Here is a 17,647-nt window from a genome sequence, read left to right as displayed (position 1 = left end):
GATGGCCGAAGCGCAGGGCGGCCCACGGCCCGTGGGCCTCGTCGCGCGGCTCCGCTCCCTCCGGGCACTCGACCTCGAGGTGGCCCTGCGCGCCGCGCTCGCCGCGGTCGTGCCGCTCACGGTGCTCGTCGCGCTCGGCCGGGTCGACCTCGCCGCATACGCGGCGTTCGGCGGCATGACGGCGATCTTCGGCCGGAGCGAGCCGTACCGCACGCGGCTGCGCACGGTCACGGCGGCCGGCGCGGTGCAGCTCGGCTCGATCGGCGCCGGCATCCTGCTCTCGGTCGTGCACGCGCCGGTCGCCGTCGAGGCGCTCGTGCTGGCGGTCGTGATCACGCTCGTGATCCTCGTCTACAACACGCTCGGAGTGACGCCGTCGGGCCCGCTGTTCGCGGTCTTCGCGGTGCTCGTCTGCGCGGCCCAGCCCGTCGACGACGGCAGCGGCTGGCTCCGTTGGGGCGTCGCCGCAGCAGCAACGGCGTTCGCATGGCTGCTCGCGATGTCGGGGTGGCTGCTGCGCCGCGTCGTGGCCACGCGCGAACGGGCGCTCTTCAAGGCGCTGCCCCGGCAGGCGCCGGTGCGCCCGCGCGCCTCGACCGACCCGCGGGTCTGGCTGAACGTGGTGCAGAACGTGGTCGCCGCGCTCGCCGCCGGGGGAGTCGCCATCGCGTTCGGCATCGGCCACCCGTACTGGGCCGTCGTGAGCGCCGTCGCCGTGATTCCGCCGGCCCGCGCCGCCCACACCGTGCAACGAGCCTGGCATCGGGTCGTCGGCACGGCGATCGGTGTCGGCGCGGCCGCGCTCGTGCTGTGGCCCGAGCCGCCGATCGCGGTGCTCATCGTGGTGATCGCGGTCTGCCAGTTCGGCGCCGAGATCCTCGTCGGACGACACTACGGCGCCGCACTCGTCTTCGTCACCCCGCTCGCCCTCACGGTTGCGCACCTCGCCAGCCCGACACCGCTGCCGGTGCTGCTCGGCGACCGGCTCGTCGAGACGGTCGTCGGTGCGGCGCTCGGCGTCGCGGCGGTGCTGCTCGCCCGTCGGTTCGTCGAACACGTGCCGATGCCGCCGCCGACCATGGCCACGCCGAGCATCCGACCCGAGGAGCAACCATGACCTGGCCCACGCGCGAACGGCGCACCGTGTACGAGAACCAGTGGATCACCGTCACCGAAGACGAGGTGGTCCGGCCCGACGGCACCGACGGCATCTACGGCGTCGTCGAGCTCCGCAACGACGCCGTGTTCGTCGTCGCGATGACCGACGACGACGAGGTGCTCCTCGTCACGATCGACCGGCACACGGTCGGCCCGTCGATCGAGGTTCCCGCGGGCGGCACCGACGGCGAGGAGCCGCTCGTCGCCGCACGGAGGGAGTTGCTCGAGGAGACCGGCCACGAGGCGGCGGAGTGGCGCGAGATCGGCAGGATGACCGCGCTCAACGGCGTCTGCCGCGCTGCCGAGACCGTGTACCTCGCCACGGGCCTGCGGCACGTGGCATCCGTCGCCGATTCGCAGGCGGAGGAGGGCATCAGCGTCGTGCAGGCGGTGCCGTTCGCCGAGGCCGTCGGCATAGTCTCGACCGGCGCGATCACCGACGGCGAGACGATCGCCGCGCTCTTCTATGCGGCCGCCGAGCTCGGGCGCATCCGCTGATCGCGGATCGTCGGCTCGCGACGATCGGCGTGATCGCCGTGCTGCACGAGGGAAGCCGCCTCACCGTCGCTATACGGCTACTCCGAGCAGTCCGCCGATCGCCCATGTGACGCCGAGGGCCAGTGCGCCGCCGATCGTGACGCGCAGGATCGCGCGCAGTCTCGGACTCCCGCCGATCCAGGCGCTCAACCAACCGGTGATGGCGAGCGCCACGATGACCGCGACGAACGTCGTGACGATGCGCCACTCCGGCGGCGGCAGGAGGATCGCGAGCATCGGCAGCACCGCTCCGGCCAGGAATGCGAGGGCGGATGCCCCGGCCGCATGCCATGGGCTCGCGACGTCGTCCTGGTTGATGTGCAACTCGGTCTCGAGGTGTGCGGCGAGCGCGTCGTGCGCGGTGAGCTCGCGCGCCACGGCCTCGGCCGTGTCCGGGGCGAGTCCCTTCGCGCGGTAGAGCCCCGCCAGCTCTGCGAGCTCCTGCAGAGGCATGGTCTCGAGCTCCCAGCGCTCCTTCGCGATGAGCGCACGCTCGGTGTCGCGCTGGCTCGACACCGACACGTACTCGCCGAGCCCCATCGAGATCGCGCCCGCGACCACTGCGGCGACGCCGGCGATGAGGATCGGGCCGACGTCGTTGGCGGCGGCGGCGACGCCGACCACGAGCGCGGCGACGGAGACGATGCCGTCGTTCGCGCCGAGCACTCCCGCCCGCAGCCAATTGAGCTTGGCATGCACCGAGACCTCGTGAGGATCGGCGCGGTGGATCGGTTCGCCCAGGTCGGTCATGGCGCCAGTCTCGCACTCGGGGCGAGACGGAACCAGCTTGGTGAGCCTCTCCTCACCGGAGTGAGTCCATGTGTGCGCCGGTGCGCAGGGCATCCGTCGTCGTCGGGGCCCGGTTCGGTCGCGCGGAACGGGAGGAGTAGCATGGAACTTGGCCCTACTTATCTTGACGTCGAGATTCTTCGGCGGGTCGGGCCGACACCCACCAGCCCCTGTGCGCTCTCGCGCGTGCGGATCGATTGGAAGTAGAGCGTGGATCTTTACGAGTACCAGGCCAGAGACCTGTTCGAGCAGTACGGCGTCCCCGTGCTCCCGGGCATCGTCGCCGACACCGCCGATGAGGTGCGCGCGGCCGCCGAGAAGCTCGGCGGCGTCGTGGTCGTCAAGGCCCAGGTGAAGACGGGCGGCCGCGGCAAGGCCGGCGGCGTCAAGGTCGCGAAGAACCCCGACGAGGCGTACGAGGCCGCGCAGGCGATCCTCGGTCTCGACATCAAGGGCCACGTCGTCAAGCGCGTCATGGTCGCCGGCGGCGCCCGCATCGCGCAGGAGTTCTACTTCTCGGTGCTGCTCGACCGGGCCAACCGCTCCTACCTCTCGCTCACGAGCGTCGAGGGCGGCATGGAGATCGAGCAGCTCGCGGTCGAGAAGCCCGAGGCGCTCGCTCGCGTCGAGGTCGACCCGATCGCCGGCATCGACGCGGCCAAGGCCCGCGAGATCGCGGTCGCCGCGAACTTCCCGGCCGAGCTCGTCGACAAGGTCGCCGACGTCTTCGTGAAGCTCTACGAGGTCTACAAGGGCGAAGACGCGACGCTCGTCGAGGTGAACCCGCTGATCCTCGATGAAGACGGCAACGTCGTCGCGCTCGACGGCAAGGTCACGCTCGACGAGAACGCCGAGTTCCGTCACGCCAACCACGCCCTCCTCGAGGACAAGGCTGCCGCAGACCCGCTCGAGGCCGCTGCGAAGGAGCTCGACCTCAACTACGTCAAGCTCGACGGCCAGGTCGGCATCATCGGCAACGGCGCGGGCCTCGTCATGTCGACCCTCGACGTGGTCGCCTACGCCGGCGAGAACCACGGCGGCGTCAAGCCCGCCAACTTCCTCGACATCGGCGGCGGAGCCTCGGCAGAGGTCATGGCCAACGGCCTCGGCATCATCCTCGGCGACCCGCAGGTCAAGAGCGTCTTCGTGAACGTCTTCGGCGGCATCACGGCGTGCGACCAGGTCGCCAAGGGCATCGTGGGCGCGCTCGCCGAGCTCGGCTCGGCCGCGAACAAGCCGCTCGTCGTGCGCCTCGACGGCAACAACGTCGAAGAGGGTCGTCGCATCCTCGCAGAGGCCGCGCACCCGCTCGTGACGCTCGCCGAGAACATGGACCAGGGCGCCGACAAGGCCGCCGAGCTGGCGAACGCCGCGTAAGTAAGGGATTCAGACATGACGATCTTCCTCAACAAGGACTCCAAGGTCATCGTCCAGGGCATCACCGGTGGCGAGGGCTCCAAGCACACGTCGCGCATGCTCGCGGCGGGCACCCAGGTGGTCGGCGGCGTGAACGCGCGCAAGGCCGGCACCACGGTGCTGCACCACGATGCAGCAGGCAACCCGGTCGAGCTTCCGGTGTTCGCCTCGGTCGCCGAGGCCATGGAGCAGACGGGGGCGGATGTCTCCATCGCCTTCGTTCCGCCGGCCTTCACGAAGGATGCCGTGGTCGAGGCCATCGACGCCTCGATCCCGCTCCTCGTGATCATCACCGAAGGCGTGCCCGTGCAGGACTCCGCTGAGTTCTGGGCCTACGCCCAGGAGAAGGGCAACGCGACGCGCATCATCGGCCCGAACTGCCCCGGCATCATCAGCCCCGGCGAGGCCCTCGTCGGCATCACGCCGGCGAACATCACCGGCAAGGGCCCGATCGGCCTCGTGTCGAAGTCGGGCACGCTCACGTACCAGATGATGTACGAGCTGCGCGACCTCGGCTTCTCGACCGCGATCGGCATCGGCGGCGACCCCATCATCGGCACGACGCACATCGACGCGCTCGCCGCGTTCGAGGCCGACCCCGAGACCAAGGCGATCGTGATGATCGGCGAGATCGGCGGCGACGCCGAAGAACGCGCGGCCGACTTCATCAAGGCCAACGTCACGAAGCCGGTCGTCGGCTACGTCGCCGGCTTCACGGCTCCCGAGGGCAAGACCATGGGCCACGCCGGCGCCATCGTCTCGGGCTCGGCGGGCACCGCGCAGGCGAAGAAGGAGGCCCTCGAGGCCGCCGGCGTCAAGGTCGGCAAGACGCCGTCCGAGACCGCACAGCTGCTTCGCGAGGTCTACGCGGCGCTGTAACGATCGAGCGGATGCCGCGACATCCGCTGCACGCATGAAGCTGCCCCGCCGGGAACTCCGGCGGGGCAGCTTCGTGCATCCACTCCTGTTCAGGTCACGGGTCGATCTCGATGGTGCAGACCACGACCCGCGGTTGCAGGTCGGTGATCGTCACGCTCGGGCCTGGATACGCGTGAAGGGGCCCCGCCGGCGATGCCGGCGGGGCCCCTCGTCATTCGTTCAGTCGCCTTCCGGTCAGGGGTCGATGACGATCGTGCACGTCACCACCTGCGGTTCCAGGTCATTGAGGGTGAGCGAACCGTCTCCGTTCGGGCCAGTCGCCTGGTCCGGTTCCGGCAGGCCGGGCACGCAGTCGATCGTCGACTTGGTGCCGCCGTCGACCTGCGAGTCGACCGAGACCGTGAGGTTCGTCAGCGGCATGTTCTGGAACGACACCGTCGCTTCGGGAGTGATCGGATCGCAATCGCCCTCGCTCTCGACGACCGTCGCCGTCCGGCCGTTGGGGCCGACCAGGTGGTACCCCGCCGGCACCGACTCGGTGACGGTGTAGTTGCCGGCGAACGCGCTCACGAGGAGTCCGGGAACGCACACGGTGCCATCGGCGCCGGTCATGGCCTGCACCCCTTCCGGAGGCAGCTCGCCGCCGGTGACGGTGAACGTCACGCCCTGGTGCGGGTAGTCGCCCGATCCAGTCGCCGCGTGCTTGCGGGTCTTCACGATCTTGATCGCGCCGACCTCTCGGCTGTTGACGAAGGTGCATGTCACCGTCTCGCCGGCAGAGACGTCGATCGCGGTCACGGGCGACTGGTCGTCGCACTCGCTCGACTGGAGGTTCCAGCCTGCGGGCACGGTCTCGGCGACGTCGTACGTTCCCGGCAGCAGGTCTTCGAAGTCCCTCGAGGCCTCGCCGGCCTCATCGGGAGCCGTCGTGGTGAGCGTGAAGGCTGCGGGATCGAGCGTGTCCGACGTGAAGTCGAACGATCCCATGCCGTCATCCGTGATCTTCTTGACGATGATCTTTCCGCGCGCCTTGTTGTAGTACGTGCAGTCGACCGTGTCGTCGGCGGAATCGAGGTTGAAGGTGATCTCTGCGCCGTCGATCGTGACATTCGCTCCGTCAGTACTCGCTTCGCAGTCGACATGATCGAGATCCCAGCCGGCTGGCAGGGTCGATTCGGTCACGTGGCCCTCGGTGTCGATCGGCACCTCACTGAACGACTGCGACTCGCCGTCGCTCAACGTGAAGGTGCTGTCGGGGGGGTCGCTCGTGAAGTCCTTCGTGTACTCGAAGTCCACGGTCGAGCCCGCGGGATCGGTGACCTTGCGGATCGTGACGTTGCCACACGTCGGGAACCCGGTGCCGATGGGTGCGATGAAGTCCTTCAGTGCTGCAGTGAACGAGTCGGAGGACCGGCTCTTCAGGTACGCGCTGCCGAACGTCTTGCACTCGTCGAGCGTGCTCGCGAGTGCGGTGAAGTCGACCGTCGCCTCACCGAACGTCCGCGCGGAGATCGCGCCGAGGCCATCGGAGTCGCCCGAGGGGATCGCGGTCGTGTTGATCGATCCGGTCGCGAGGCCGAGTGCACTGAGGTTGACCTTCGTCGACCAACAGGGCAGGCTGCCCGCTTCGCACGCGTTGAGCGGGGCCGGGCCGAACGAGGTGAGCCACCTCGACACCGACAGCTCGGGGCGCGTGCCGCCGTTCGCCAGGTCGTACTGGATCAGCATGTCACCGTGCGACCGCACGGGTGTGACGCCATTGGCCGACGGGGTCTCCGACTGGTTGAACTCGAAGTCCATGTTCGTCGTGCCGGTCGGATCCTGGACTCGGTGCCAGTAGAGGTTCAGGAACTGGTGCCCGCTGAGGTTGGTCTCGAGGTAGAGGCCGAAGTTCTTCAGGTCGCTCTTGTTCGGCGGGATGCCGCCGGTCACGACCGTGGGCACCTCGGTGTCCTCCTTCGCGCCCTGGCCGAACGAATTGTCGTTCTTCGGGTTGACGATGTCGGTGGTCTGCTCCTGGCTCACGTTCATCCAGTCGAGCGATGGAGGCGTGGCGTCGTCGACCTTGAGGTTCGCGCCGCCCGGCGATGCCGGATCCTCGATCTCGAAGTCGCTGCCGGTCAGGCTCACCTCGGGATGCGCGGCCTGCGCGGGAGTGACCGCGAGCCCGGTGATGACGAGGGCGCCCGCGGCCGCGGCCGCGACGATGCGCATTCGCCGCCTCCGGGGGTGATCCGGGGGGATGGAGCTTGGCAGAGTGGTATCGCGTCGAAACATCGTCGCCTCCGTTGGGGGTGTTGCAATTTCCGGTCGGTCGGGGATGGCCGATCGGTTCCCCTGCGGGTGGTGATGGGCGGCGGTGTGCCGGCGCGCCGAAGCGCGCAAGTGCCTGTCGTCGGTCCGGCCGTCTCGGGTAAGCGACGGCCGGCAGCATCAAGACCCGAAGAGGAGTCCTACGCCTGTCAGGCGCAGGCTACACCCGGCGCCGATTCGCCCGGAAGCAAAGGTGAATGATCCTCACCCTCCAAAACAGGGGGTCCCTCGGGAGGGGCGGACGCGGGAAATGCGCCCGTCGCGCGCGTTCCCTGACCGCGGGGTCCCGTGCCAGAGTGGAGGGATGAGCGAGCAGCAGTCGTCGGCGAAGGGCATGAGCCAGGCCCACCGGATCGTGCGGGCCACGTTCGTCACCGAGGAGTCCGTCTACGGCGTGCTGCTCGTCTCCGGCATGATCGTCGCCTCCGGAGGTCATGGCGAGAGCTCGTGGCGCGTGTTCTGGAGCGTCGCGGTCACCGTCGTGGTCTTCTGGGCCGCGCACGTCTACGCGGGCACGGTCGCCCATCACGGCCTCGACCACGATCGAGTGGTGGGCCTGAAGGAGTCGTTCGGCATCGCCCTGCTGCGTTCACGCGGACTCCTGCTCTCCGCGACGATCCCGCTGTTCATCCTGCTCCTCGGCGCCACCCGGGCGATCCCCGACCCCGTCGCCATCTGGGCGGCCCTCTGGGCGGGGGTCGTCGTGCTCGCCGTGCTGGGGTTCATCGCGTTCCACCGGCGGGGTGCTGCGTGGCCCGTCCAAATCGTGGGATCGCTCATCACCGCCATGTTCGGCGTCGCCCTGATCGTGCTGAAGGCCGTCATCCACTGAGTCGTGCGACACGGCGGGTTCATGCGACCGAGACGATGTGCGCGCCCACGAGCAGCGCTATGGTCGTGGGCAGGGGTGCCTGATGGCCACGAACGGTGACAACGAACTCGAGGCGCGCATTGCCGCGCTCGAATCCGAGAATGCCGCGCTTCGCGCCGGCCTCGAGCAGGGCGCAGCGGATGCCGCGGCATCCGCGGTGCCGAAGGTCAAGCGCCGCTGGGGCCGGAGCCTCACCGCCGTCGTGCTCATCGTCGTCGGCCTCCTGCTCGCGCCCGTCGCGGTGATCTCCGCATGGGCCCGGCTCGAGCTGGCCGACACGAACCGATTCGTGGCGACCTTCGCGCCGATCGCCGAAGATCCTGCGGTGCAGGCGTACATCGGCGACGAGGTGACGGCGGCCATCGAGGAACAGGTCGACATCCCGGGGCTCACCTCCGACGTGTTCGACGGCATCCGCTCGCTCGGCCTGCCGCCCAGGGCCGAGACGGCACTCGGGCTCCTCGAGGGGCCGGCGACGCAGGGAATCCAGTCGCTCGTCTCCGACGTCGTCGACCGGCTGGTCACGTCGGAGGCCTTCGAGGACATCTGGGCGAACACGTTGCGCATCACGCATACCCAGTTCGTGGCCGCCATGCAGGGAGACCCCGACGCCGCGCTGGCCATCGGCAGCGACGGCACGATCTCGGTGCAGCTCGGACCCATCGTCGAATCCGTGAAGCAGCGGCTCATCGACCAGGGCGTCGGATTCGCGAGCGCGATCCCCGAGGTGGATCGGAGCGTGGTCATCGCGCAGGACGAGGCGTTCGGGCTCATCCGAACCCTCTACGCGCTCGCCGTCGGCGTCGGCACCTGGCTGCCGTGGATCATGCTCGCGCTCCTTGTGGTCGGCGTCGTCGTGGCGCGCAATCGCGTGCGGGCGCTCGTCTGGACGGCTGGTGGCTTCGCCCTCTCGATGGCGCTGCTCGCGAGCGGCGTGGGCATCGGCCGGTGGTACTTCGTCGGAGCAGTGAGCTCGGTCATGCCCGCCGACGCCGCCGAGGCGATCTACTCCGGACTCATCGAGATCATGATGTCGACGGTCGTCGCGCTCCTCGTGCTCGGCGTGCTCGTGGCCGTCGTCGCCTGGTTCTCGGGCCCGTGGCGACCGGCCCGTGCACTGCGCGGGTTCGCCGAGTCCGGGTTCTCCGCTGTGCGGCGCTCCGCAGCGTCGCACGGGGTCACGACCGGACGGTTCGGCATCTGGCTCGATCGGTGGCGGGTCATCGCCTACATCGCGATCGCGGTCGTCGCCTCGCTCGTCGTGCTGTTCTCGCGGCCCGTCTCGGCGGGCTTCGTCATCACGACCGTGCTGCTCGCGCTGCTCGCGCTCCTCATCGTCGAGCTCCTCAGACGACCGGAGTCCGAGGTCGCCGCCGCCGACGCCGCGTCGGCACTCGGGGTCGACGAGGTCGACGAGGTCGTCGAGGTCGACGAGACGGTGCTCGTCGCGGTCGGTGCCGACGGCGATTCCGTCGAGGCGGTCGACGACGAGGTCGACGTCGAGCCGTCGACTCGGCCCGACTCCGCACGTCCTGCCGACTGAGCAGCTCCGGGCGGGATAGGCTCCCGTTGGAATGAGACGCACGACGATCGCCCTGCTCGCCGGCCTCGAGGCATCCGTCGCCGCCCTCATCGGCCTCGGCATCGCGCTCGTGCCGCTCATGCTGCTGTGGGCGGTGCACTTCGGCCTCGCGGTCGACGCGACGCTGTTCCTCCGCGCCGCGGCCGACGTGTGGCTGCTCGGCCACGGCGTCGATCTCGTGCTGCAGCTCGATCCCGTGACGGCGGCGCAGACCGGACTGCCGGGTGCGGGCGACCCGTTCCCGATCACGATCGCGCTGCTCGGCTTCGCCCTCATCTCGGTGGCCTTCGCGCGTCGCATCGGCCGCCGCTCCGCCGCTGAGGGGCATTCGTTCACCGGCGGCATCTCCGCCGTCGTGGTCTACGCGGTCATCGGATTCGTGCTCGCGTCGACGGCCGGCGTCGACGGTGCGAGGTCGTCGCTCTGGCAGGCGTCGCTGCTGCCGGCGTTCGTGATGGCCCTCGGCGTCGTCATCGGCGCGGTCATCGAATCGCTGCGCGACGATCCGTTGACGGATGCCGCGGGCGGCTTCGTTCGCCGCCATGTCGCCGAGCTGCCCCCGGTGCTGGTCGACACGGTGCGCATCGTCGTGCGCATCGGCGCCGGCGCGGCGTTCGGACTCCTCGCGGTCGCCGGGGTGCTCGTCGCCGGGCTCATCACGATCGACTACGCGACGATCGCGGGGCTCTACCAGTCGCTCGGAAGCGGCGTCGACGGCGGCATCGCCCTGACCGTCGCCGAACTCTCGCTCATCCCGAACCTCGTCATCTGGGGCGCGGCGTGGCTGCTCGGCCCCGGATTCGCGATCGGCGCCGGCTCGGTGGTGGCCCCGTCGGGCACCCTGCTCGGGCCGGTGCCCGGCATCCCGCTGCTGGGGGCCCTGCCGAGCGAGGCGCAGCCGTTCGGTGCGCTGTGGCTCGTCGTGCCTGCGCTGCTCGGATTCCTCGGCGCGTGGCTCGTGGCGCCCCAGGCGGCGCCGGCGGAGCCGGTGCGGTCGCCGTCGGCGTGGAACCCGCACGGGAGCCACGACGTGCGCACGCCCTGGTGGTTCCCGGCCGTGATCGGAGTCGGTTCCGGCGCGGTCGCCGGACTCGTGCTCGGACTGCTCGCGTGGTGGTCGGGCGGAGCCGTCGGGCCGGGCAGGCTCGCCGAGGTCGGCCCCGATCCGTGGGCCGTCGCCGGGGTCGCCGCACTCGTGTTCGGCATCGGCGCGCTCGCGGGCGCGTACTCGGCGCGTGTGCGCGAGCGGTCGGGGGGCGACCACGGGGCATCCGCTCGCCCGTCGTTCGACCGCCGCTTCGACGAGGAGCCGCCTCCCTTCGACCCGAACACGACCGAGGTGCTCGGCCGGTAGGCTCGAAGGGTGCTGAAGCTCGTCGTCCTCATGTCGGGCGTCACGGTGGCGCGGTATCGAACCCCCGCCGGCCGGTAGGCATCGAAGGGTGCTGAAGCTCGTCGTCCTCATGTCGGGCGTCACGGTGGCGCGGTATCGAACCCCCGCCGGCCGGTAGGCATCGAAGGGTGCTGAAGCTCGTCGTCCTCATCTCGGGCGTCACGGTGGCGCGGTATCGAACCCCCGCCGGCCGGTAGGCTCGAAGGGTGCTGAAGCTCGTCGTCCTCATCTCGGGCACCGGATCGAACCTTCGTGCCCTGCTCGACGCCTCCGCCGACGCGGAGTTCCCGGCGCGGGTCGTGGCGATCGGCGCCGACCGCGACGCCGAGGGCCTCGCACTCGGCGAGGAGCACGGCGTGCCGACGTTCTCCGTGCCGTTCACGGCGTATCCCGATCGCGACGCGTGGGGCGACGCCCTCATCGCCGAAGTGGCACGGTGGGAGCCCGACGTCGTCGTGCTCTCGGGGCTCATGCGGCTCGTGCCGCCCGCCGTCGTCGACGCGTTCTCCCCGCACCTCATCAACACGCACCCGGCGTACCTGCCCGAGTTCCCCGGTGCCCACGGGGTGCGCGACGCGCTCGCCGCCGGGGTCACGCAGACCGGGGCGAGCCTCATCGTCGTCGACAACTCCGTCGACGGCGGCCCGATCATCGCGCAGGAGCGCATCCCGGTGCTGCCGGGCGACACCGAGTCGAGCCTCCACGACCGCATCAAGCCCGTCGAACGGCGCCTGCTCATCCAGGCCGTGCTCGACATCGCCAACCAGCACCTCGACCTGAAGGAACTCGCACGATCATGAGCGGCCCCGCCATCGACCCCAGCCTCTACCGTGCCCGCGACCTCGTGCCGGTGCGCCGCGCCCTCATCGCCGTGAGCGACAAGCGCGGCCTGGTCGAGCTCGCCACTGCGCTCGTCGGCGCCGGCGTCGAGATCGTCTCGACGGGCGGCACCGGCAAGGCCATCGCCGAAGCGGGCCTGCCCGTCACGCAGGTCGCCGAGGTCACCGGCTACCCCGAGCACCTCGACGGCCGCGTGCGCACGCTGCACCCCGCCGTGCACTCCGGCCTCCTCGCCGACCTCCGCCTGGAGAGCCACGAGGCCGAGCTCGCGGGCCTCGGCATCGAGCCCTACGAGCTCGTCGTCGTGAACCTCTACCCGTTCGCCGAGACGGTCGCTGCGGGTGCCGCACCCGACGCCGTCATCGAGCAGATCGACATCGGCGGGCCCGCCATGGTGCGCGCCTCCGCCAAGAACCACGCGAACGTGGCCGTGGTCGTCTCGCCCGACCGCTACGACGAGATCGCCGCAGCGGTCGCCGCCGGCGGCACGACCCTCGCCCAGCGCACCGTGCTCGCACGGGAGGCGTTCCGCCACACCGCGTCGTACGACGTCGCCGTCGCCTCCTGGCTCGGCAGCGTCGTCGCTCCCGACCAGCCGGTGGAGCAGTCGCCCTTCCCCGCATGGGTCGGCGGCACCTGGACGAAGGACGCCGACCTCCGCTACGGCGAGAACTCGCACCAGAAGGGTGCGCTCTACGCCTCGCAGGGCGGCCGCCCCGGCATCGCCCAGGCCGTGCAGCTGCACGGCAAGGAGATGTCGTACAACAACTACGTCGACGCCGACTCCGCCGTGCGCGCGGCGTTCGACTTCGACGAGCCCGCCGTCGCGATCATCAAGCACGCGAACCCGTGCGGCATCGCGGTGGCATCGTCCGGGGCATCCGACCCCATCGCCGACGCCCACCGGCGGGCGCACGAGTGCGACCCGATCTCGGCTTTCGGCGGCGTCATCGCCGCGAACCGCATCGTCACCCTCGAGATGGCCCAGACGGTCTCGGGCATCTTCACCGAGGTGCTCATCGCGCCGGCGTTCGAAGCCGAGGCGCTCGAACTGCTCTCGCAGAAGAAGAACATCCGCCTGCTGACGCTGCCCGAGGGCTTCACGCCCACGGCGGTCGAGCTGCGCCAGGTCTCGGGCGGCATGCTGCTGCAGCAGGCCGACCGTCACTTCGCGCCCGCGTCGGAGTGGACCCTCGCCGCCGGCGAGCCCGCCGACGCGGCGACCCTCGCCGACCTCGAGTTCGCGTGGACCGCGTGCCGCGCCGTGAAGTCCAACGCGATCCTGCTCGCCTCGGGCGGCGCCTCGGTCGGTGTCGGCATGGGCCAGGTCAACCGGGTCGACTCGTGCAAGCTCGCCGTCGAGCGTGCGGGGGAGCGGGCGGACGGTTCGGTCGCGGCATCCGACGCCTTCTTCCCGTTCGCCGACGGCCTGCAGATCCTCCTCGACGGCGGGGTCCGCGCGGTCGTGCAGCCCGGCGGCTCCGTTCGCGACGAAGAGGTCATCGCGGCGGCCCGCGAGGCCGGCGTCACGATGTACTTCACTGGTGAGCGCCACTTCTTCCACTGAGTCGCGGCGCTTCGGTCCGTCGCACGGTCGAACGGATGCCGCGGCATCCGTTCGACCGCGACGGCGGTACCCTTGAATCGAACCCGTGCTCATGAGGCGCCGGGCCAGGTTCCGCCCACGAAGCGGATGAATCAAGGAGAACGATCGATGACGATCACCCACGCACCGGCGACCCCCGCGACCGGCGCAAGCGCAGCACTGCCGACGGAGGCACCCGACCACGAACGGGTGCTCATCACCCGCGGCGCCCGTTCCGGGCTCACGATCATCGTGGCCGTGCACTCGACCCGCCTCGGCCAGGCGCTCGGCGGCGCCCGGCTCTGGCACTACGGCCAGTGGACCGATGCCCTCGCCGACGCGCTCCGCCTCTCGCAGGCGATGACGATGAAGAACGCCGCGGCCGGCCTCGCGCGCGGCGGCGGCAAGTCCGTCATCGCGATCCCCGCCGGCACGAAGCTCGACGCCGCCGCCACCCACGACGCCATGCTCGACCTCGGCGACGCGATCGAGTCCCTCGGCGGCGCATACATGACGGCCGAAGACGTCGGCACGAGCGCCGAGCTCATGGCCGTCGTGCACGAGCGCACCGAGCACGTGTGCGGTCTCCCGCCCGAGCAGGGCGGCGTCGGCGAGCCGGCGGACGCCACGGCCGCGGGCGTGCACGCCTCCATCCTCGCGACGCTCGGCGAGGTCTTCGGTTCGAACGACCCCGCCGGCCGTCACTTCGTGATCGTCGGCCTCGGGCAGGTCGGCGGCCGCCTGGCACGCAGCCTCGCCGCCGCAGGCGCCCGCCTCACCGTCACGGATGTCGCGGAGGGCAAGCGCGCCCTCGCCGATGAACTCGGCGCGGCCTGGGTCGACCCGGCGGAGGCGCACCTCGTCGAGGCCGACGTCTTCGTGCCCTGCGGACTCGGCGGCGTGCTCACGCCCGAGGTGGTGCGCGACCTGCGTGTCGCCGCCGTCGTCGGCGCCGCGAACAACCAGCTCGCCTCACGCGACGTCGCCGCCCTGATGCAGGAGCGCGGCATCGTCTGGGCGCCCGACTTCGTGGTGAACGCGGGCGGGGTCATCTACCTCGACGTCGCGAGCGTGCCCGGAGCCGACCAGGCCGCACTCGACGCCCGCATCGAGGGCATCGGCGACACCGTGGCATCCGTGCTGCGCAGCGCCCGAGCCGACGGCACGACGACCCTCGAGGCCGCCGAACGCCTCGCACGAACGCGGCTCGACGCCGGCCGCTGAGCCGCCCGGGCGGCATCCCGATCCGCCGGGGTGCCGCCCGCTCTCCGGCGCGAGCCGTGCCGGCGTGCACCAGTAGGCTCGTGCCATGACGTCCCCCGCCATGCCCCCGACCGCCCCGGCCAGGTTCACCCCGGCGATCACCCCGGGGCGGCGGGTGGCCGCGGTGATGGCCTCTTCGGCCGCCGTCGCACTCGCGGCGATGCTCGTCTCGCTGCTGGCGTTCTTCATCGGCAGTGGTCAGTCGCCGCAGGTGCTCGGACAGGTCTTCGGCCACTTCGCACTCGCGGCCTTCGCCGCGTGGGTGCTGCTCTCGGTCGCGAACGCGGTGGGGGCGACGCGCGCCTGGTTCCTGACGCTCATCACCGGCTTCACCTCGGGCTGCCTCGCCGCGCTGATCGCGACGACCGCGACGGCGAGCTCCGCGGGCAACCCGCTCTCGGGAGCGATCTTCCTGTTCGTGGTCGGCTCGCTCGTGAGCCTCAACCTGATCTTCATCCTCTCGGTCATCGTCGGCGAGATGCTGCTCGCACCCGTCGTGTTCCGCGGCATCCTCGCCTACGCCCCCGAGGCGGTCGACCGGCGCATCGCGCTCGTGCGCATCCCCGCGTCGAACCTCGACGAGGCCGTGCTCACGCACCGCGACCGGCAGCCGATCGACCAGGCGCTCGCCGACCAGCAGTGGGACAACTACTGCGCGGCGCTCGTGGCCGAGGGTTGGGAGACGATCGAGGTCGACGCGGCGCCCGAACTGGCCGACTCGGTCTTCGTCGAGGACATGGTCGTGATGTTCGGCGACCTCGCCGTGCTCGCGAGCCCCGGCGCCGAGTCGCGCCGCCCCGAGGTCGAGGCCGTCGAACGCGCGGTGCGCGAGGTGCCCGGGCTCACGGTGACCCGTATCGAGCTGCCGGGCACCCTCGACGGCGGCGATGTGCTGAAGGTCGGTTCGACGGTCTACGTCGGCGCGTCGGACCGCACGAACGCCGAGGGCATCAGGCAGCTGCGCACCCTGCTCACCCCGCACCGGTACACCGTCGTGGCCGTGCCCGTCACGAAGGCGCTGCACCTGAAGAGCGCCGCCACCGCCCTGCCCGATGGCACCATCATCGGCGACCCGGCGCTGCTCGACGTCTCGAGCCTCTTCCCGCGCTTCCTGCCGGTGTTCGAGCCCGAGGGCGTCGCCGTGGTCGAGCTGTCGCGCGAGTCGCTGCTGATGTCGTCGTCGGCGCCGCAGACGGCGGCGATGATCGCGAGCCTCGGCTACCGGGTCGTGACCGTCGACATCGGCGAGTTCGAGAAGCTCGAGGGCTGCGTCACGTGCCTGTCGGTGCGGGTGCGCTGAGCGAGACCGCCCGGCCGTCGTGCAGTTCGAGCACGCGGTCGGCACGGCCGACGAGGGCCGGGTCGTGGGTCGTGACGACGGCGGCGACGCCGCGGGCGTGCACGAGTTCGCCGATGAGATCCATGACGGTCGCGGCGGTGCCGCTGTCGAGCTGCCCTGTCGGCTCGTCGGCGAGGAGCAGCTGCGGGCGTGCTGCGAGGGCCCGCGCGATGCCGACGCGCTGCTGCTGCCCGCCCGAGAGCTCGTAGGGTCGCTGGGCGGCGTGCCCGCCGAGGCCGACGAGGTCGAGCGACTCGGCGACGCGGGCGTCGCGTTCGGCGGGGTCCATGCGCTGCAGGCGGAGCGGCACCTCGACGTTCTCCGCGGCCGAGAGCACCGGGATCAGCCCGAACGACTGGAAGATGTAGCCGAGACGGTCGCGCCGAACCGCCGCGAGTTCGTCGTCGCCGAGGGCCGAGAGCTCGTCGTCGCCGAGGAGGACGCGCCCGCTCGACGGCCGGTCGAGTCCGCCGAGCAGGTTGAGCAGCGTCGTCTTGCCGGCGCCTGACGGGCCCGTCACGACGAGCAGCTCGCCGGGCCGCACCTCGAGCGACACGTCGGCGACCGCGTGCACGGCCCCGGCCTTCGACTCGAAGACCCGGCTGATCGATTCGGCGCGCAGCGTGCTCATCGTTCCTCCTCCCGTGCGTCGGCGACGGATGCCTCGGCCGCGCGCTCCTCGGCGCGCCGGGCGCGTCGGGAGGTGGGGGCCGGGGTGCCGGGGGCGCCGGACGGGGGCGGCGGAGCGGCCGGCGGCGGCGGCGCGGCATCCGCTCGCCCCTCGTCGCCCGGCCACACGCCGACGTGGTCGGCCTCGAGGGCGAGTCGAACGCGATCGCGCAGTTCGAGGCTCTGCATGAAATCGTGCGGCAGCTGCAGGCGGCCGACCCGGTCGAGCACCGCGAACTCCTCGGCGATGTGCTGCTCTTCGCCGTGCTCGTCGACCCGGGTCGACCGCAGCACCTCGGTGGAGGTGCGGCCGTCGCGGATCTGCACCGTGCGGCGCACGTGGCCCGACACCGTCGGGTCGTGCGTGACGATGAGCGTCGTGACGCCGAGCTCCTCGTTGACGCCGCGCATCGCCTCGAGCACCGCGGCGGAGGTCGACTCGTCGAGCTCGCCCGTGGGTTCGTCGGCGAGCAGCACCTGCGGGGAGTTCGCGAGCGCCACGGCGATCGCGACGCGCTGCTGCTGGCCGCCCGAGAGCTCGCCCGGACGTCGGTCGTGCATCTCGCCGACGTCGAGCAGTTCGAGGAGCTCCTCGACGCGGCGGGCCCTCGGCGCGCCGCGGAGGGTGCCGGCGACGTTCATCGCCAGCGCGACGTTCTCGGCGGAGGTGAGGTACGGCAGGAGGTTGCGCGAGGTCTGCTGCCAGACGAAGCCCACCGTGTGCCGCTGGTAGGCGACCCGCTCGCGTCCACCCATGGAGAGCAGGTCGTGGCCGGCCACCCTGGCGACACCGGCAGTGGCGGTGTCGAGCCCGGAGAGGATCGTGAGCAGCGTCGACTTGCCGGAGCCCGATGCGCCGACGACGGCGACCATCTCGCCCGGGTCGACCCGCAGGTTCAGCCCCTGGAGCGCCTGCACCTCGACACCGTCGGCGCTGAAGATGCGCACGAGGTCGGTGCAGAGGATATGGGGCTGCGTCGATGCGGGCGCCGCCGTCTCGGTGAGGGTCACGG

Annotated in this window: 15 protein-coding genes; 11 read left to right on the top strand and 4 right to left on the bottom strand. The window is 71.1% G+C overall.

Going from position 1 to position 17,647, the window contains the following annotated elements:
• Position 1 precedes the first annotated feature (1 nt).
• The gene (locus BJY17_RS08150; protein WP_179550918.1) at positions 2–1,117 is read left to right on the top strand and encodes an FUSC family protein; all 1,116 of its coding nucleotides are present in this window, start codon (positions 2–4) and stop codon (positions 1,115–1,117) included.
• On the top strand, positions 1,114–1,656 hold the full coding sequence (locus tag BJY17_RS08145) for an NUDIX domain-containing protein (RefSeq protein ID WP_179550917.1): 543 nt from the start codon (positions 1,114–1,116) through the stop codon (positions 1,654–1,656). Before BJY17_RS08150 ends, BJY17_RS08145 begins: the two co-directional genes overlap by 4 nt.
• Positions 1,657–1,725: 69 nt before the next feature.
• Here BJY17_RS08145 and BJY17_RS08140 read toward each other — a convergent pair whose 3' ends face one another.
• Positions 1,726–2,445 (bottom strand): VIT1/CCC1 transporter family protein, encoded by a 720-nt coding sequence (locus BJY17_RS08140; protein ID WP_179550916.1) that lies wholly within the window; start codon positions 2,443–2,445, stop codon positions 1,726–1,728.
• Positions 2,446–2,694: 249 nt separating this feature from the next.
• Between BJY17_RS08140 and sucC the strand changes: the two genes are divergently transcribed.
• Together sucC and sucD are read left to right on the top strand one after the other, a co-directional pair.
• Entirely contained in the window at positions 2,695–3,861 is a 1,167-nt protein-coding gene (gene sucC, locus BJY17_RS08135; protein ID WP_179550915.1) for an ADP-forming succinate--CoA ligase subunit beta, read from the top strand.
• Positions 3,862–3,876: 15 nt separating this feature from the next.
• On the top strand, positions 3,877–4,779 hold the full coding sequence (sucD, locus tag BJY17_RS08130; protein ID WP_179550914.1) for a succinate--CoA ligase subunit alpha: 903 nt from the start codon (positions 3,877–3,879) through the stop codon (positions 4,777–4,779).
• Between the two features lie 234 nt (positions 4,780–5,013).
• On the opposite strand, the gene BJY17_RS08125 is transcribed toward sucD, so the two are convergent.
• Complete coding sequence (locus BJY17_RS08125) at positions 5,014–6,993, bottom strand: MSCRAMM family protein (RefSeq protein WP_179550913.1); 1,980 nt, start codon at positions 6,991–6,993, stop codon at positions 5,014–5,016.
• A gap of 403 nt (positions 6,994–7,396) precedes the next feature.
• On the opposite strand from BJY17_RS08125, the gene BJY17_RS08120 reads away from it, so the two are divergent.
• From BJY17_RS08120 to ddaH, 7 genes are all read left to right on the top strand, one after another.
• Entirely contained in the window at positions 7,397–7,924 is a 528-nt protein-coding gene (locus BJY17_RS08120) for a hypothetical protein (RefSeq protein WP_179550912.1), read from the top strand.
• Between the two features lie 82 nt (positions 7,925–8,006).
• Positions 8,007–9,506, top strand: coding sequence for a hypothetical protein (locus BJY17_RS08115; RefSeq protein WP_179550911.1), 1,500 nt, complete (start codon positions 8,007–8,009; stop codon positions 9,504–9,506).
• Between the two features lie 31 nt (positions 9,507–9,537).
• The gene (locus BJY17_RS08110) at positions 9,538–10,899 is read left to right on the top strand and encodes a cell division protein PerM (RefSeq protein WP_179550910.1); all 1,362 of its coding nucleotides are present in this window, start codon (positions 9,538–9,540) and stop codon (positions 10,897–10,899) included.
• A gap of 245 nt (positions 10,900–11,144) precedes the next feature.
• Complete coding sequence (purN, locus tag BJY17_RS08105) at positions 11,145–11,738, top strand: phosphoribosylglycinamide formyltransferase (protein WP_179550909.1); 594 nt, start codon at positions 11,145–11,147, stop codon at positions 11,736–11,738.
• A complete protein-coding gene (purH, locus tag BJY17_RS08100; protein ID WP_179550908.1) occupies positions 11,735–13,345 on the top strand; it encodes a bifunctional phosphoribosylaminoimidazolecarboxamide formyltransferase/IMP cyclohydrolase in 1,611 nt (536 codons plus the stop codon). Before purN ends, purH begins: the two co-directional genes overlap by 4 nt.
• Before the next feature lie 147 nt (positions 13,346–13,492).
• Positions 13,493–14,587, top strand: coding sequence for a Glu/Leu/Phe/Val dehydrogenase family protein (locus BJY17_RS08095; RefSeq protein WP_179550907.1), 1,095 nt, complete (start codon positions 13,493–13,495; stop codon positions 14,585–14,587).
• 85 nt (positions 14,588–14,672) lie between these two features.
• Positions 14,673–15,926, top strand: a complete 1,254-nt coding sequence (gene ddaH, locus BJY17_RS08090; protein ID WP_281371133.1) for a dimethylargininase — start codon at positions 14,673–14,675, stop codon at positions 15,924–15,926.
• Here ddaH and BJY17_RS08085 read toward each other — a convergent pair.
• Both BJY17_RS08085 and BJY17_RS08080 read right to left on the bottom strand, forming a co-directional pair.
• Positions 15,898–16,596, bottom strand: coding sequence for an ABC transporter ATP-binding protein (locus BJY17_RS08085; RefSeq protein WP_179550906.1), 699 nt, complete (start codon positions 16,594–16,596; stop codon positions 15,898–15,900). The genes ddaH and BJY17_RS08085 overlap by 29 nt on opposite strands.
• Positions 16,593–17,645, bottom strand: coding sequence for an ABC transporter ATP-binding protein (locus tag BJY17_RS08080; protein WP_179550905.1), 1,053 nt, complete (start codon positions 17,643–17,645; stop codon positions 16,593–16,595). The genes BJY17_RS08085 and BJY17_RS08080 overlap by 4 nt, the downstream gene beginning before the upstream one ends.
• Positions 17,646–17,647: the final 2 nt, after the last annotated feature.

It is taken from the genome of Agromyces hippuratus (assembly GCF_013410355.1).
Classification (GTDB): Bacteria; Actinomycetota; Actinomycetes; order Actinomycetales; family Microbacteriaceae; genus Agromyces; species Agromyces hippuratus.
Note: the sequence above shows the minus strand (reverse complement) of the source record. Positions and strands in the feature narration are given on the sequence as shown.

Coding starts and splice junctions, on each gene's coding strand:
- ddaH (WP_281371133.1), top strand. CDS start 14,673: ATGACGTCCCCCGCCATGCCCCCGACCGCCCCGGCCAGGTTCACCCCG.
- sucD (WP_179550914.1), top strand. CDS start 3,877: ATGACGATCTTCCTCAACAAGGACTCCAAGGTCATCGTCCAGGGCATC.
- BJY17_RS08145 (WP_179550917.1), top strand. CDS start 1,114: ATGACCTGGCCCACGCGCGAACGGCGCACCGTGTACGAGAACCAGTGG.
- BJY17_RS08120 (WP_179550912.1), top strand. CDS start 7,397: ATGAGCGAGCAGCAGTCGTCGGCGAAGGGCATGAGCCAGGCCCACCGG.
- BJY17_RS08095 (WP_179550907.1), top strand. CDS start 13,493: ATGACGATCACCCACGCACCGGCGACCCCCGCGACCGGCGCAAGCGCA.
- BJY17_RS08115 (WP_179550911.1), top strand. CDS start 8,007: ATGGCCACGAACGGTGACAACGAACTCGAGGCGCGCATTGCCGCGCTC.
- purH (WP_179550908.1), top strand. CDS start 11,735: ATGAGCGGCCCCGCCATCGACCCCAGCCTCTACCGTGCCCGCGACCTC.
- BJY17_RS08150 (WP_179550918.1), top strand. CDS start 2: ATGGCCGAAGCGCAGGGCGGCCCACGGCCCGTGGGCCTCGTCGCGCGG.
- BJY17_RS08140 (WP_179550916.1), bottom strand. CDS start 2,445: ATGACCGACCTGGGCGAACCGATCCACCGCGCCGATCCTCACGAGGTC.
- BJY17_RS08125 (WP_179550913.1), bottom strand. CDS start 6,993: ATGCGCATCGTCGCGGCCGCGGCCGCGGGCGCCCTCGTCATCACCGGG.
- BJY17_RS08110 (WP_179550910.1), top strand. CDS start 9,538: ATGAGACGCACGACGATCGCCCTGCTCGCCGGCCTCGAGGCATCCGTC.
- BJY17_RS08085 (WP_179550906.1), bottom strand. CDS start 16,596: ATGAGCACGCTGCGCGCCGAATCGATCAGCCGGGTCTTCGAGTCGAAG.